Below are 14,505 nucleotides of genomic sequence, written 5' to 3' on the forward strand. Positions count from 1 at the left end.
TCAGCTCTTCCCGGGCTTCGGGCCGGAGTAGATGCGGTCGATGACCTCGGCGTAGTCCTTCACCACAACGTTCCGCTTCAGCTTCAGCGACGGGGTCAGGTAACCGGATTCCTCGGTGAAGTCGCGGTCGATGATCTCGAACTTGCGGATCGATTCAGCGCGGGACACGGAGCTGTTCGCGGCATCGACGGCGCTCTGCACCTCAGCGAGCACCGCCTCCTCGCGTGCGGCGTCCGTGGCGGACATCTCCGGCAGGCCGTGGTTCTTCAGCCAGGTGGGGAGCATCTCCTCATCGAGGGTGATCAGGGCGGCCACGAACGGCTTCTGGTCGCCGATGACCATGCACTGGGAGATCAGCGGGTTGGAGCGGATCTGGTCCTCGAGCTGGGCGGGGGAGATGTTCTTGCCGCCAGCAGTGACGATGAGCTCCTTGGAGCGGCCGGTGATCGTCAGGTGGCCGTCGTCGTCGAGGGTGCCGACGTCTCCGGTGTTGAACCAGCCGTCGCTGGTCTTCGCTTCGGCGGTGGCCTCAGGGTTGTTGTGGTAGCCCTTGAACACCATGACGCCCTTGGCGTGGATCTCACCGTTGTCGGCGATGCGGACAGCGGCGCCGGGCAGCGGCGGGCCCACGGTGCCGACCTTGTGGTTCCACGGGACGCACACACTCAGCGGTGCGGTGGTTTCGGTCAGGCCGTACCCTTCGAGGATGGTGACGCCGAGGCCGCGGAAGAAATGGGCGTGGCGCGGGCTGAGCGGTGCGCCGCCCGAGATGGCCCATTTCAGGTCGCCGCCCATGAGGGCGCGCAGCTTGGAGTACACGAGCTTGTCGAACACGGCGTGCTGCAGCTTGACTGCGAGGGGGATGCGTCCGTTGCTGATGCCCTCGGAGTAGCGGCAGGCGATGTCCACGGCGCGCTGGAAGATCTTCCCCTTGCCGTCGGCGATGGCCTTCTGCTCGGCGCCGTTGTACACCTTCTCGAACACGCGCGGCACGGCGAGCAGGAGGTTCGGCTTGAATGTGCCGAGGTCGTCCAGGAGGTGCTTGGCGTCCGGGGTGAAGCCGGTGATCGTGTCGTCGACGGTGGCGAGGTGCACGATCATCCGGGCGAACACGTGCGCGAGCGGCAGGAACATCAGCAGACGACTGCCCGGCGGCAGGACGAGGTGTCCGAGGAGCGCCTGAGCGTTCAGGGAGGTGTCCATGAAGTTGCCGTGGGTGAGCTCGGCGCCCTTGGGCCGGCCGGTGGTGCCGGAGGTGTAGATGATGGTGGCGACGTCGTCCTTGACGCGGCTGCGGCGCGCCTCTTCGAGGCGGTCCATGTCGAGGACGGCGCGGTCGGCGCTGATGCGCTCGATGTCGCCGGAGTCGATGATGAACACTTCCTGCAGGTTCGGCAGGGAGGAGGCGACCTGTTCGACGTCCTGCGCGTGCCCGGTGGTCTCCACGAACAGGAACTTCGCACCGGAATCGGAGGCGATCCATTCGATCTGGCCGGGGGAGGAGGTCTCGTAGATGGCGACGCTGACCCCGCCGGCGAACCAGACGGCCCAGTCGATCAGGGACCATTCGTAGCGGGTGCGGGACATGATGCCGACCACGTCGCCGCTCTGCAGACCCTGGTCGAGCAGGCCCTGGGCGAGCTGGCGGACCTGGGTGATGAACTGCGACACCGGCAGCGGCGACCAGGTGCCGGGGGTGAGCTGGCGTTCGAAGATGGGGGCGCTGGGGTCGCGGCGCTCCCGCAGGAGCAGGAGGTCGGTGGAGTTCTCGTCATCTCGTCCGCTGGCGGCGATCGGGGTTTCGAACTGCTTCACTGAGAACTCCTCATCTGACAGGGCGCGCGGTTTCGCGGTGCGCATCCGATCCTACGCGCCGGGGGCGATCTGTGCTCGTCGAATCACCGAAGGCGGACCGACGGATTCCGCAGACGCTCCAGTGTACGCGCAGCGAAGCGCTCGGATTCCTCCGCGATCATGTCGGCGTCATGGTCGAGGGTGGCGACATGCCAGCTGTTCTCGGCGGTGACGCGGGTGATGCCGGCGGCGTTGACAGCACCGGATTCGATGTCATCGGAGTCGCTGATGGCGACCAGGTGGTCCACGGTGGAGGTGGCGAGCCAGATGGGGCACCGGATGCGCTCCAGACGAGCACGCACGTGCGCGGTGTAGCCGTTCAGCTCCGCGACGGACGCGACGGGAACGCGGGGGTAGGCGGGTTCGCGCACCCCGGGCTTCCTGATGTCGGAGGCGATGCTCGGCACGGACGGCACGATGTGCTGCAGCCAGAACGCGAACCGCGCCACGGGGCTCTTCACTCCGAGAGCGGGGTTGACGAGCAGAACGGCGGCAACGAGGTCGGGGTGGCGTTCGGCGAGGGCGAGGGCGGTGGTGCCGCCCATCGACAGGCCCGCCACCACGATCGGACCGCCGGTGTCACGAGCGAGGCGCTTCAGGTCCTCCTCGGGGCCGTGGAGCCATTTCGGCCAGGTGGTGCGTCCCATCTCCTGCCAGGTGGTGCCGTGGCCGGCGAGGGTGGGAGTGCAGACGCTCCAGCCCTGCTGCCGGAAGCGGCGGGCCCACGGTTCGATGGAGCCGGGAGTGCCGGTGAAGCCGTGGAGCATGAGGGCGGTGCGCTGCTGAGGGGTCATGAGACCATGGTGCCATCCCGCTCCCATTCTGAGGTCCCATGCTGATCTACCGCCTTGCCAAGCCTGTTGCGACGGTCCTGGCGCGCCGTGTGTGGCGCGCGTCCCTGACCGGTGAGAACCGCCTGCCCGCCGGGTACGCCGCGGTGCTGTGCTCCAACCATGGGTCGGTGGCGGAGACGTGGATGCTGCCGGCGCTGATGCGCCGACCGGTGCACATCCTCGCGAAGGACTCCCTGTTCACCCGTCCCGGTGCGGCCGGCTGGGTGGCGCGACGTTTCCTGCTGAGCGTGTGCGTGATCCCGGTGAACCGCTCCGGCGGCGGAACCGCCAACGGCACCCTGGACAGCGCTGCCGAGGTGCTGCGCGAAGGCGAGCTGATCGGCGTGTACCCGGAGGGGACGCGCAGCCCGGACGGTCGACTGTTCAAGGGGAAGACCGGTGCGGTGCGCGTTGCTCTCGCCGGCGGCGCCCCGATCCACCCGGTCGCGATCCACGGCGCGTTCCAGGCCGGTCACGGCCGGTCGGTCTTCCCGCGCCTCCAGCCCCGCATCCGGATTGAGGTGGGGGAGGCGATCGATCTGCGCACCGAGCTGGAAGCCCTACGGGCTGAGCAGGTGGGGGACCGGCATGCTGAGCCGATGGGGACCCTGCAGGCTGAGCAGCCGGGCGACCGGCGCGCCGAGCGGTCGGATCCCCCGAAGTCGGGGGAGGGGGCCGACGGGATGCCGGCATCCGTCGGCTGCGCATCAGGTGCTCCCGCCTCGCAGGAGGAGATCCGCGCCCTGACGGATCTGGTGATGGCGCGCCTGGCGGCGATGACCGGTCAGGAGCAGGTGGATGAGTACGCTGTGGATCACCGTGCGCGGATGCGGAAGGCGTCGGCCGTCATGGCTGACTGAGCGGAGTCTGCCCGGGTGTCCGAACGGTGGACGCCCGGTCCCGGAATTTGCCCCGACCGGGCGCCTCGCTACGATCGCAGCGTGACTATTCATTCGCCGCTCAGCGCCAATACCCGCCATGCCTTCGGACTGTCTGCCGAGAACGAAGCCCTCACGGAGCTTTCGGCATGGCGCGAGTATCCGCGCGTGCAGCAGCCCACATGGCCGGATGAGCAGAAGCTCGGCGATGTCTTCGACCGCCTCCGCTCCGCCCCGCCGCTGGTCTTCGCCGGCGAGGTCGACCTCGTCCGCTCCCGCCTCGCGGCGGCATCCCGTGGTGAAGCGTTCCTGCTGCAGGGCGGTGACTGCGCTGAGACCTTCCAGGACTCCACCGCGGACCGCATCAAGAACAAGATCCAGACCATTCTGCAGATGGCTGCGATCCTCACGTACTCCGCGTCCACTCCCGTCATCAAGATGGGCCGTATGGCGGGCCAGTTCGCGAAGCCCCGGTCCTCCGATGAGGAGACCCGCGACGGCGTCACCCTGCCCAGCTACCGCGGTGATGCCGTCAACGGCTACGAGTTCACCCCCGAGGCCCGCATCCCGGATCCGGAGCGGCTGTGGCGGATGTACACGACCGCGGCGTCGTCCCTGAACCTGATGCGCGCCTTCACCGGCGGCGGCTTCGCCGACCTGCGCCAGGTGCACGATTGGAACCGCGGCTTCGTCCGCTCCAAGGGCTACACGAAGTACGAGCGCCTCGCCGATGAGATCGGCCAGGCCCTCCAGTTCATGGAGGCCTGCGGGGTCGACTTCGAACCGCTGAAGCTGGTGGAGCTCTACGCCTCCCATGAGGCCCTGCTGCTCGACTACGAGGAGGCGCTCGCCCGCGTGGACTCCCGCACCGGCGAGATCTACGCCTGCTCCGGCCACTTCCTGTGGATCGGTGAGCGCACCCGTCAGCTGGACGGCGCCCATGTCGACTTCCTGCGGAAGGTCCGCAACCCCATCGGGGTGAAGCTCGGCCCCACCGCCACCTCCGACGACGCCAAGCGCCTCATCGACCTGCTGAACCCCGAGCGCGAAGAGGGTCGCCTCACGTTCGTCACCCGCATGGGCGCCTCCACGATCCGTGAGCGTCTGCCGAAGCTGCTGGAGGAGGTCAAGGCCGACGGGGCCCCCATCACCTGGGTGACCGATCCGATGCACGGCAACACGATCACCTCTTCGAACGGCTACAAGACCCGCCGCTTCGAGGACATCATGGATGAGGTGCGCGGCTTCTTCGAGTCCCATCAGGAGGCTGGGACGATCCCCGGCGGCCTGCACATGGAGCTCACCGGCGACGACGTCACCGAGGTGCTCGGCGGTGCCGGTGAACTGGATGAAGAGGGCCTGACCCGCCGCTACGAGACGCTGGTGGACCCGCGCCTGAACCACACCCAGTCCCTGGAGCTCGCGTTCCTGGTGGGGGAGATGCTGCAGCGCGCCAAGCGCGACTGACGCCTGCCGCTCACCGCGGTCGAACCATATGCACAGCGGCCCCGCCTCGGAGATCTGAGGCGGGGCCGTCCTGTGCACTGCGGGCGGAGCGGCGGGTCAGAACACCCGGATGGTGATGGTGGAGCCCTTCTCCGCTTCGGAGCCGGCGGCCTGGTCCTGTTTGTACACCTTGCCGAACACCGGCTCACCCTTGTCGTGCTCGACCGACACGGTGAAGCCGGCCTTCTCCAGCTCCGCCTTCGCGGCCGCTTCGGGCTTCTCGAACACGTTGGGGACCTTCACCATCTCCGGCCCCTTCGAGACCACGATCGTGACGGCATCGCCGCGGAAGAGGGACCCGTCGGCCGGCTGCTGGGAGGCGACCGTGCCCTTCGGGGCTGAGGAGAACGCCTCCGTCTGCTTGACCGTGAGGCCGGCGGCTTCGAGGCGGGTCCGCGCTTGGTCCGGGCTGGCGCCCATCACCACGGGGACGGCGATCGGCTCGCGGCCCTTCGAGACCGTGACGTGCACCTCCGCGCCCTTCGGCAGGGCGTCGCCGTCCTGCTGCTGGGAGATGACCGTGCCCTTCGGCACCTTCTCGTCGAACTCGGGGTCGTCCTCCACCACGGTGAAGCCGGCGTCATCCAGAGCGGCCGTCGCCTCCTCCACGGGCTTGCCGGTGACGTCGGGGACCGCGAAAAGCTCCTCGCCCTTGGAGACCACCACGGTGATGGTGTCGCCGCGTTTGATGGTGGCTCCGGCGGCGGGATCCACGCTGATGATGTGCCCCTTCGGCACCTCCGCGCTGAACTGCTCCACGGTCCGGGTGTCGATGTTCTGGCCGGCCAGGACGTTCTCCGCGTCGGTCAGGGGAGTGCCCGCGAGCACGGGGACGGTCCGCTCCGCACCGGGGCCGGCGTAGGCGTACCACTGGCTGCCGGCGACGCCCCATGCTCCGAGGGCCGCGAGGGCGAGGGCGAGGGCTGCGATGCGGGCGGGGACCGAGCGCAGCGGGCCGTGCAGATGTCGGCCGTGTGTCTGGGTGCGGGGACCGAGGGTGAGTTCACGCGCGGATTCGTCGCGCTCCACCGCAGTGGATCCGGTGGCAGCGGCGCCGCCGTCGCCACCGGGGTCGGCGGCGGCGTCGTCATCCGGATCGATCGGGAACGGGACCGGGGCAGCGGCGGGCAGCGTCGACGTCAGGTCGGGGAAGTGCTCCTCGGCCGACGGGATCGTGCGCGTCAGCCGCGGCAGATCATGCGTGGGGGAGTCCTCATCGTGGACTGCAGGCGCAGCATCGAGCTGGGCATCGCTGAGCTGTGCGATCACCTCGTCCAGCGCATCCAGCAGCGCGGCGGCGCGCGACGGACGCGAGGACGGCAGCCGGGAGCACGCCCACGTCACGATCGAATCCACCGACGGCGGCACCGCCGAGTTGATCGTGGACGGCGCCGGCACATCCTCATGCGCATGCTGATACGCCACATGCACCGGGGACTCACCGGTGAACGGAACACGGCCGGTCAGCATCTCGAACAGGAGGATGCCCCAGGAGTAGAGGTCACTGCGGGCATCGCAGAAGCCCTTCGTCACCACCTCCGGGCTCACATACGCCACGGTGCCCAGCAGCGTGCCGGTGGCGCTGGCGGTGGCGGAGTCGATGGCGCGGGCGAGGCCGAAGTCCGCGACCAGGACGTCCTTGTCCTCCGCGACGAGGACGTTCTCCGGTTTGATGTCGCGGTGAATGATGCCGGACCGGTGGGCGGCGTCGATCGCGGCGAGCGTGTCCCGGCCCACTCGCAGAGCACGGCGCAGAGTCAGCGGGCCCTCCCGACGCAGCTCCTGGCGCAGGGTCTCGCCCTCCACCAGCTGCATCGTCAGGTAGACGTGGCCGAAGTCCTCACCCTGATCGAACACACCGACCACATGCGGGTGGGTCAGGCGCGCCGCGGAGCGGGCCTCCCGGGCGAAGCGGCGGATGAAGTCGGGGTTCTCCGCCAGATGCGGGTGCATGATTTTGAGCGCGATGGGGCGTTCCAGGCGCTCATCGAAACCGCGGAACACGGTGGCCATGCCGCCGCGGGCGATCTTGGAGTCCACGCGGTAGCGCTGGTCGAGGATGAGGCCGGCCTCAGGGGAAGGACTCGGCGCACTCGTCACACCCACAGACTAGAGAGTCCGCCCGCACGAACCCTGCATCGACACCGTGAAATATAGTGACAGCGTGAACGACAACGACCTGACCTTCTCTGACCTGACCGCGCTCGTCGGCGAGTGGATGCCTCTGCCGGACGTCGCCGAGCAGCTGGACCTGTCCATCTCCCGCGTGCACCGCCTGCTGGAGGAGCGGGAGCTCATCACCGTCCGCAACGACGACAACGTGCGGGTCACCCCGGCGCTGTTCCTCGACGGCGACCGCGTCACCAAGAACCTCAAGGGCACCATCATCCTGCTGCAGGACCAGGAGCTGCGGGACGACGAGATCATCGAGTGGCTCTTCACCGAAGACGAGACCCTGCCCGGCCGTCCGATCGACCGCCTCCGTGAGGGACAGCGCGGCGAAGTCCGCCGACGCGCTCAGTCCCTCGCGTTCTGAGACCCGTCGGCCTCACACCCGGTCGCCTGAGCGATCAGAGTGCTGAGCATCCGGACGGCGGTCCCGTCGGCGAGCGGTTCCACCCGCTCGCGCAGCGCGGTGTACGCGGCGGCGGCGCCGGCGGCGACGTCCCGCTCTGCGCGCTCCCGCGCCCCTGTCGCAGTGAAGACCTCCCGCACCTGCTCCACATCCTCCGCGCTCGCCTCATCGTTGCCGATGATGCGCTGCAGGACCTCCCGCTGCTCGTCGGTGCCCTGCTCGAGGGCGTGGGCGAGCAGGGTGGTGCGCTTGCCCTCGGTGATGTCGCTGCTGGCTGATTTGCCGATCACGGCCTGATCGCCGAACACGCCCAGCAGATCGTCCCGCACCTGGAACGCGGCCCCCAGCGGCACTGCCGTCCCCTCCAGCGCCGCGAGGAGGTCATCGTCCCCGCCGCGCTGAGCCGCCCCCAGCAGAAGCGGCCGCAGCACGGTGTACGGCACGGTCTTCCACCGCGTCACTCGTTGAGACGCCTCCCGCATGGCGGCCGCCGAACGGAACCCGCCCATCTGGTTGAGGATGTCGAGGTACTGCCCCGCCATCACCTCGGTGCGCAGCGCATCGAACTGGGCCCGTGCCCGGGGACCGCTCAGCACCGAGGACGCGAGCTGCTCCGCCCACGAGAGCGCCAGATCGCCGATGATGACCGCGGAGGCGAGCCCGAAATGGCGGGCGTCGCCGTCGAACCCATCGGCCCGGTGGCGCGTCGCCGCGGCCTCGTGCACAGCGGGTCGGCCGCGGCGAGTGTGGGAGTTGTCGATGACGTCGTCATGCATCAGTGCCGCCGCCTGGATCAGCTCCACAGCGGCGCCGAGGGTGATGAGATCGGCTGGAATCGCGTCGGCGGGCGCATCGCCGGTGGTCGTCGCCGTACTCGCGTCCAGGTCGCCGGCGGGGACGGCGAGGCCGCCGGTCACCACGAACAGGGGCCGCAGGAACTTCCCACCCGCGAAGAAGCCGGTCAGAGTGTCGGTGATGTCCCGCAGCTCCGGTGCGATCGGGGAGAGCGCCTCCGCCTGCTCGGCGATGAAGCGGTCCAGCTCAGCGGCGACACGGGTGCGGACGGACTCGGCGGTGGTGATGGGCACGCGAACCTCTTTCCTTGGGGGCTTCCAGTATCCCAGAGGATCCCGGCGCACTGATGATCCACACCCGCACTCATCCCCACATCGCACGGACTCCTCGCGACAGGCCCGTGCACGAGCCAGGCTGGCGGGCATGACGAACGCACCCAGCAGCGCCTTCACCGGCGACCACCATGATCCCATCACCATCCACGGCGCTGACTCCCGCGAACTCCTCGCCGCCGTCAGCACCCACTACGGCGCTATCCCGCAGCACGGCGTGATCCTCTTCCCGTTCGACTCCGACGGACATCTGGCCGCCATCATGCGGATCCGCGCCGAGTGCTGGAGTGACCCCGGCTTCTACCACTCCGTCCTCGCCCGGAACGTCCACGCCCTCCTCGAACAGGGGTACAGCGCTATGCGCGTGCTCGTCGTCGGAACTGTCCCGGCCGACGGCGACCCTCTTCTCGTCGGCGAGCCGCCCCTGGCCGACGACCCGGGGCAGCTCCTCTCACTGGCTGATCTCGCCGCCTCCACTCATGACGCCCTCACCCTGCATCGGGAGCTCGTCGGCTGCGTCCGCACCTGGCTGATCTCCGGGCGCGTCAGCATCGATGTGGGGGCCGACGGGCCCATCAGCGACCCGGTGCCGTTCGGGGACCTCGCCGACAGTGCTGTCGCAGCCGAAGCGGTCTCCCGCGGGCGGCCCCTGTTCCTCAGGCCCGAGGACGAGGCCGCACTGTCACCCGACCAGCTGAGCCGATTCATCGACGCTCTGCAGCGCCAGGCTCGGTCTGACATACCCGATCTGGACCCGGCGGCGGAGGCCCGCGACCTCCTGGATCTGGCGGCGACCGGACCCGGCTGGTTGCGCCGCGAGGCGCAGGTCCGCACCGCCGACGGCACTCGCATGTCGCTGTATGAACACCTCACCGAATTCCTCCACGCAATGACCGATTCCGCGTTCAGCGATGCATTCTTCACCGCCGTGATGAATCGCGGAATGAATGCTGATCACACGCCGCAGTCACTGCTGCACGCGATCTGCACCGATCCCGACTTTGTGCCGACCGAAGCCGTCCTGCCTGGTGGTTCAGTCGATGTGCTGCTGGGGGAGCTCTGGCGCCTCTGGCAGCTGGCGCCGCCGGACGAAATGCCGGACCGAATGGTCGAATCTTTGGCCACGATCGTTCTGCACAATGCCCTCGTCAACTGGTGGACAACCCGACTCGGCGACATGGCGAGACAAGTCGGATCTGTTCTTCTCACCTGTCCCGACCACCGACTGGCAGGCTTGCTCGAGCCGATGATGGAGGGACTCCTCGTCCACCCCTGGCTCGACGCCGATTCGTGCGCACTCGTGCGGAGCTCCAGCACCGGCAGCCGCCTGCTGTGACGCCTCGCGTCCGGGCGGAGAAGACCTCACGTCCAGGGAAGGATGCAGATGACGGCAGTGCAGGACCGCGCCACCCGTCCGACCGGCGCGTGGCTGCCCGGAGACCCTGTCGGCAACCGCCGATTCGCGGACCTCGGTGCACTCGACCTCGAGAACCGGCAGCGCCTCGAGACGGTCCGCCTCGCCTACGAAACCTGGGGCGAGCTCAACGCCGACGCATCCAACGCCGTGCTCGTCCTGCACGCCCTCACCGGCGACTCGCACGTCTGCGGCGACGCGGGGCCGGGGCACCGCACAGCCGGCTGGTGGCCGCACCTCGTGGGGCCCGGCAGGCCGATCGACACGAACCGATTCTTCGTCATCGCGCCGAACATCCTCGGCGGCTGCCAGGGCAGCACCGGTCCCGCCAGCCAGGCCCCCGACGGCGCTCCCTACGGCTCCCGCTTCCCCCACCTCACCACCCGGGACCAGGTCGCCGCCGAGCGCCTCCTCCAGCACCACCTGGGCATCGACGCATGGGCGCTCGTCATCGGCGGATCGATGGGCGGCATGCGCGCCGTCGAATGGGCCGTCACGCACCCCGACGATGTGGAGCGCCTCGCCGTCATCGCCACCTCCGCCCGGGCGAGCGGTGACGTCATCGCCTGGAACAGCGCACAGATCGCCGCGATCGAAGCGCACCCCGGGTTCGCCGGCGGCGACTACCATCACCTCGATGCCGACAGCGGTCCGGCCGCAGCGCTCGGTGTCGCCCGCCGCATCGCCCATACGACCTACCGCACCGCGGTCGAGCTCGACACCCGCTTCGGCAACGGCCCGCAGGCGGACGAGGACCCCGTCGGCACCCGCGACGGCCGATTCCGCGTCACGAGCTATCTCGACCACCACGCCGACAAGCTCGCTCGCCGATTCGACGCCGGCAGCTACACCGTTCTGGCCCGCGCCATGAGCACGCACGACGTCGGCCGCGGACGCGGCGGCATCCCCACCGCCCTCAGCCGCATCACCGCCCGCACTCTCGTTGCCGCGGTCGACTCCGACCGGCTGTTCCCCGTCACCGACTCCCAGCTGATCGCCCGGCACATCCCGAACGCAGACCTGCTCGTGATCGATTCGCCGGCAGGGCACGACGGGTTCCTCCTCGACTCGCCGCCCCTCAATCGCAGGGTCGAGGACCTGCTGCGGGACGCCGATGGATCGGACGGCGAGAAGCCGTCGGCGAAACCGCACCCTGGGGGCGCGACGGCGCGGTAACGTGGGCCCACGACCCTTCGACGAAAGGCAGCGCCATGGCAGTCGTCGCCGCGTACGCCCCTGGTGAGCAGGGCGATGCCGCCCTGCGCGCAGCCGTTCGGGAAGCGCATCAGCGCCAGAGCGATCTCGTGATCATCTCCCACGCGTACCACCACCCGGACCACGGACTCACTCATGCCGAACGCGCCGAAGCGACCCGCGCGCTGCACCGGATCGCCGCTGGATTCTCCCCGGAGATCCGCCGCTACCTCGAATCCCTCGAACTGGTCATCGACGAATCCTCCGACATCAACGTGGGCGATCGCCTCAACGAGATCGCGGAGCGCCGCGGCGCCGAACTCCTGATCGTCGGGCTCCGCCGCAAGTCCCTGACCGGAAAGCTCAACCTCGGGCAGGCTGTGCGCAAACTCATCCTCGGCGCCCCGTGCCCCGTGCTCGTCGTGAAGCCGGACGAGGTCAGCGCCGCCTGATCGCCGCCTGCTGGCCCCGCGCCGCCGGCCCGACGAGAACGAATCTTCTGAGGCGAGGGTCACGCCGTTCTGGACACGGGAATGATTGAGGACTATGTCCCGTTATAATGGACGCTGGACGCAACAGTCCGAGCAGCCCTTCGGTGAGCCGATGCTCGACCGAAGGCCCCAGACCAGCGCCGCCCGCCCGCACAGCGCCGGCCCCTCCGCCGCAGTCGACGCGCCGCGCGGACCGGTTCGCAGCCCGAGCCGATGGCAATCCGAGCCGTAGAACGAAGGAACTCTGTGTCAGACGCCACGAAGACCCCCGATGATGTGAAGGAACTCGTCTCCACGGTCATGAAGGAGATGGGCTCGCCCGCCTCCGTCGACTACGAAGACCTCCGCGCCACAGCGCGCTCCCTCGGGGTGTCCCCGTACCGCGTCGCCTTCCTCTCCAGGAAGCTCGAAGAGCTCGAAGGCGTCGAGATCACCGGCCGCCCCGCCTCCCGCGGCAAGAAGAAGGCCGCCGCTGCCGGCGAATCCGCAGAGGAGAAGGCCGAGCAGAAGGCGAGCACGCCGAAGAAGTCCGCCGCCGCGTCGTCCACGCCGAAGAAGAAGTCCGAGGACGTCGACGAGGACGTGGCCGAGCCGGAGGACCTCGAGGACGAGGAGCTCGACGAGGACGCTGACGCCGTCGAGGACGCCGAGGACGCCGATGACTCGGATGACGACACCCCGCCGGAGCAGAAGGATGACGACGTCGTCGGCGCCGCCAAGATCAAGGGCACCAAGAAGTCCGATGACGACGAGGACGACGGCTCCAAGGGCTTCGCCATCCGCAACACCGAGGACGACTCCCCGGCGCAGCAGGTCGTGACCGCCGGCGCCACCGCCGACCCGATCAAGGACTACCTCAAGCAGATCGGCAAGGTGGCGCTGCTGAACGCCGCTCAGGAGGTCGAGCTCGCTGAGCGCATCGAAGCGGGCCTGTACGCCGAGCACAAGCTGAAGCAGAACGAGTCCGGCCGCCGCTCCAAGGCGGGCCGCGAACTCGCCCTCATCGTGGAGGACGGCCGCGCCGCGAAGGACCACCTCCTCGAGGCGAACCTCCGCCTCGTGGTGTCCCTCGCCAAGCGCTACACCGGCCGCGGCATGCTGTTCCTGGACCTCATCCAGGAGGGCAACCTCGGCCTGATCCGCGCTGTTGAGAAGTTCGACTACGCCAAGGGCTACAAGTTCTCCACCTACGCCACGTGGTGGATCCGTCAGGCCATCACCCGCGCCATGGCCGACCAGGCCCGTACCATCCGCATCCCCGTGCACATGGTGGAGGTCATCAACAAGCTCGCCCGCGTGCAGCGCCAGATGCTGCAGGACCTCGGCCGCGAACCGCTGCCCGAGGAGCTCGCCAAGGAGCTCGACATGACCCCGGAGCGCGTGGTCGAGGTGCAGAAGTACGGCCGTGAGCCGATCTCCCTGCACACCCCGCTCGGCGAGGACGGCGACAGCGAGTTCGGTGACCTCATCGAGGACTCCGAAGCCGTGGTCCCGGCCGATGCCGTGTCCTTCACGCTCCTGCAGGAGCAGCTCCACTCGGTGCTGGACACGCTGTCCGAGCGCGAAGCCGGTGTGGTGGCGATGCGCTTCGGCCTCGAAGACGGGCAGCCGAAGACCCTGGATGAGATCGGCAAGGTGTACGGGGTGACCCGTGAGCGCATCCGCCAGATCGAGTCGAAGACCATGTCGAAGCTGCGCCACCCTTCCCGTTCGCAGGTGCTGCGCGACTACCTCGACTGATCCATGGAACCCGCTGTGCGGGTCGTTGACCAGCGGCACCTGGAGTCGCACCGGCGGCTCCGCCGCGAGATGCTGGTCGACGCCCCCGACGAGTTCTGGGAGACCCTCGCCGAAGCCGACGCCCTCACCGACGCCGACTGGCGACGCGACATCGAACTGCGCACCTTCCTCCAAGCGCTCGATGAGACCGGCGCTGTCGTGGGGCAGGTCGGCGTGCTCGATGAGCCGTACACCGACGAGCACGACCTCCCTGCGGACGCGGTCAACATCGTCGGCATGTACGTGAGTCCCTCGGCGCGCGGCAGCGGCGTCAGCACCCGACTGATGCAGGCGGCGGCCGACCTCGCGCGCGACCGGGGACGGCCCGTGCTGATGCTCGACGTCTCCAGCGGCGCCGCTCGGGCGATCCGCTTCTACGAGCGGATGGGCTTCCAGCAGACCGGCGTCACCGAACCCCACCCGCGGCGCGACGACCTCGTCTGGGTGCAGTACCGCCTGGACCCCTCCGCACTCAGCGGCTGACAGCACGCGTCAGCGCGCACAGACAACGGCCCCTTCCGCTGCACGGAAGGGGCCGTTGTCACATCAGTGGCGCCGCCGACGGGGCAGCGCAACCGCTCAGTCCTCGATCGAGGGCGGTGCCGGGTCCAGGCGCTCGGTCTCGTCGATGACCTGGCTGCTGATCGGAGTCAGCGCCTCCGCATTGGCGCGGGAGTGGTGAGCGCAGAAGGTCAGCTCACCGCCGGCCTGCAGAACATACTTCACGAACGCCTGCGCACCGCAGCGGTCACAGCGGTCGGCCGCGCTCAGGACAGGTGCTTCAAGAGTCTGGTTCATACGGCCATTAGAACAAATGACCGGCCCCCGTGCACCGAAACAGTGGGGAGGTTCGC

General features: G+C 68.9%; 13 protein-coding genes. 8 read left to right on the forward strand and 5 right to left on the reverse strand.

Features of this window, described 5'->3' with window-relative positions; genetic code table 11:
• Both FHX50_RS02680 and FHX50_RS02685 read right to left on the reverse strand, forming a co-directional pair.
• Window positions 1-1,815: an AMP-dependent synthetase/ligase gene (locus FHX50_RS02680; protein ID WP_183374173.1), complete on the reverse strand. Its 1,815-nt coding sequence runs from the start codon at window positions 1,813-1,815 to the stop codon at window positions 1-3.
• Window positions 1,816-1,898: 83 nt separating this feature from the next.
• Window positions 1,899-2,648: an alpha/beta hydrolase gene (locus FHX50_RS02685; RefSeq protein ID WP_183374175.1), complete on the reverse strand. Its 750-nt coding sequence runs from the start codon at window positions 2,646-2,648 to the stop codon at window positions 1,899-1,901.
• 38 nt (window positions 2,649-2,686) lie between these two features.
• Here FHX50_RS02685 and FHX50_RS02690 point away from each other — a divergent pair, with 38 nt between their 5' ends.
• Both FHX50_RS02690 and FHX50_RS02695 read left to right on the forward strand, forming a co-directional pair.
• The gene (locus FHX50_RS02690) at window positions 2,687-3,547 is read left to right on the forward strand and encodes a lysophospholipid acyltransferase family protein (protein ID WP_183374177.1); all 861 of its coding nucleotides are present in this window, start codon (window positions 2,687-2,689) and stop codon (window positions 3,545-3,547) included.
• Between the two features lie 81 nt (window positions 3,548-3,628).
• Window positions 3,629-5,032, forward strand: coding sequence for a class II 3-deoxy-7-phosphoheptulonate synthase (locus FHX50_RS02695; RefSeq protein ID WP_183374179.1), 1,404 nt, complete (start codon window positions 3,629-3,631; stop codon window positions 5,030-5,032).
• 96 nt (window positions 5,033-5,128) lie between these two features.
• Here FHX50_RS02695 and pknB read toward each other — a convergent pair whose 3' ends face one another.
• Entirely contained in the window at window positions 5,129-7,171 is a 2,043-nt protein-coding gene (gene pknB, locus FHX50_RS02700) for a Stk1 family PASTA domain-containing Ser/Thr kinase (protein ID WP_183374181.1), read from the reverse strand.
• Window positions 7,172-7,289: 118 nt separating this feature from the next.
• On the opposite strand from pknB, the gene FHX50_RS02705 reads away from it, so the two are divergent.
• A complete protein-coding gene (locus FHX50_RS02705) occupies window positions 7,290-7,607 on the forward strand; it encodes an Rv2175c family DNA-binding protein (protein ID WP_183375300.1) in 318 nt (105 codons plus the stop codon).
• Here the strand turns inward: FHX50_RS02705 and FHX50_RS02710 are convergent.
• Window positions 7,589-8,734 (reverse strand): polyprenyl synthetase family protein, encoded by a 1,146-nt coding sequence (locus tag FHX50_RS02710; RefSeq protein ID WP_183374183.1) that lies wholly within the window; start codon window positions 8,732-8,734, stop codon window positions 7,589-7,591. The two genes, FHX50_RS02705 and FHX50_RS02710, sit on opposite strands and share 19 nt — an antisense overlap.
• Window positions 8,735-8,864: 130 nt before the next feature.
• Between FHX50_RS02710 and FHX50_RS02715 the strand changes: the two genes are divergently transcribed.
• The 5 genes from FHX50_RS02715 (at window position 8,865) to FHX50_RS02735 (ending at window position 14,134) form a co-directional block, all read left to right on the forward strand.
• The gene (locus FHX50_RS02715) at window positions 8,865-10,109 is read left to right on the forward strand and encodes a hypothetical protein (RefSeq protein ID WP_183374185.1); all 1,245 of its coding nucleotides are present in this window, start codon (window positions 8,865-8,867) and stop codon (window positions 10,107-10,109) included.
• A gap of 48 nt (window positions 10,110-10,157) precedes the next feature.
• On the forward strand, window positions 10,158-11,363 hold the full coding sequence (gene metX, locus FHX50_RS02720; protein ID WP_246370635.1) for a homoserine O-acetyltransferase MetX: 1,206 nt from the start codon (window positions 10,158-10,160) through the stop codon (window positions 11,361-11,363).
• A gap of 35 nt (window positions 11,364-11,398) precedes the next feature.
• The gene (locus tag FHX50_RS02725) at window positions 11,399-11,833 is read left to right on the forward strand and encodes a universal stress protein (RefSeq protein ID WP_183374189.1); all 435 of its coding nucleotides are present in this window, start codon (window positions 11,399-11,401) and stop codon (window positions 11,831-11,833) included.
• A gap of 339 nt (window positions 11,834-12,172) precedes the next feature.
• On the forward strand, window positions 12,173-13,612 hold the full coding sequence (locus FHX50_RS02730; protein ID WP_375544804.1) for an RNA polymerase sigma factor: 1,440 nt from the start codon (window positions 12,173-12,175) through the stop codon (window positions 13,610-13,612).
• Between the two features lie 15 nt (window positions 13,613-13,627).
• Window positions 13,628-14,134, forward strand: a complete 507-nt coding sequence (locus FHX50_RS02735) for a GNAT family N-acetyltransferase (protein ID WP_183374191.1) — start codon at window positions 13,628-13,630, stop codon at window positions 14,132-14,134.
• 96 nt (window positions 14,135-14,230) lie between these two features.
• On the opposite strand, the gene FHX50_RS02740 is transcribed toward FHX50_RS02735, so the two are convergent.
• Window positions 14,231-14,449, reverse strand: a complete 219-nt coding sequence (locus FHX50_RS02740; RefSeq protein ID WP_183374193.1) for a DUF7455 domain-containing protein — start codon at window positions 14,447-14,449, stop codon at window positions 14,231-14,233.
• Window positions 14,450-14,505 lie beyond the last annotated feature (56 nt).

The organism is Helcobacillus massiliensis (assembly GCF_014191425.1).
GTDB classification, from domain to species: domain Bacteria; phylum Actinomycetota; class Actinomycetes; order Actinomycetales; family Dermabacteraceae; genus Helcobacillus; species Helcobacillus massiliensis.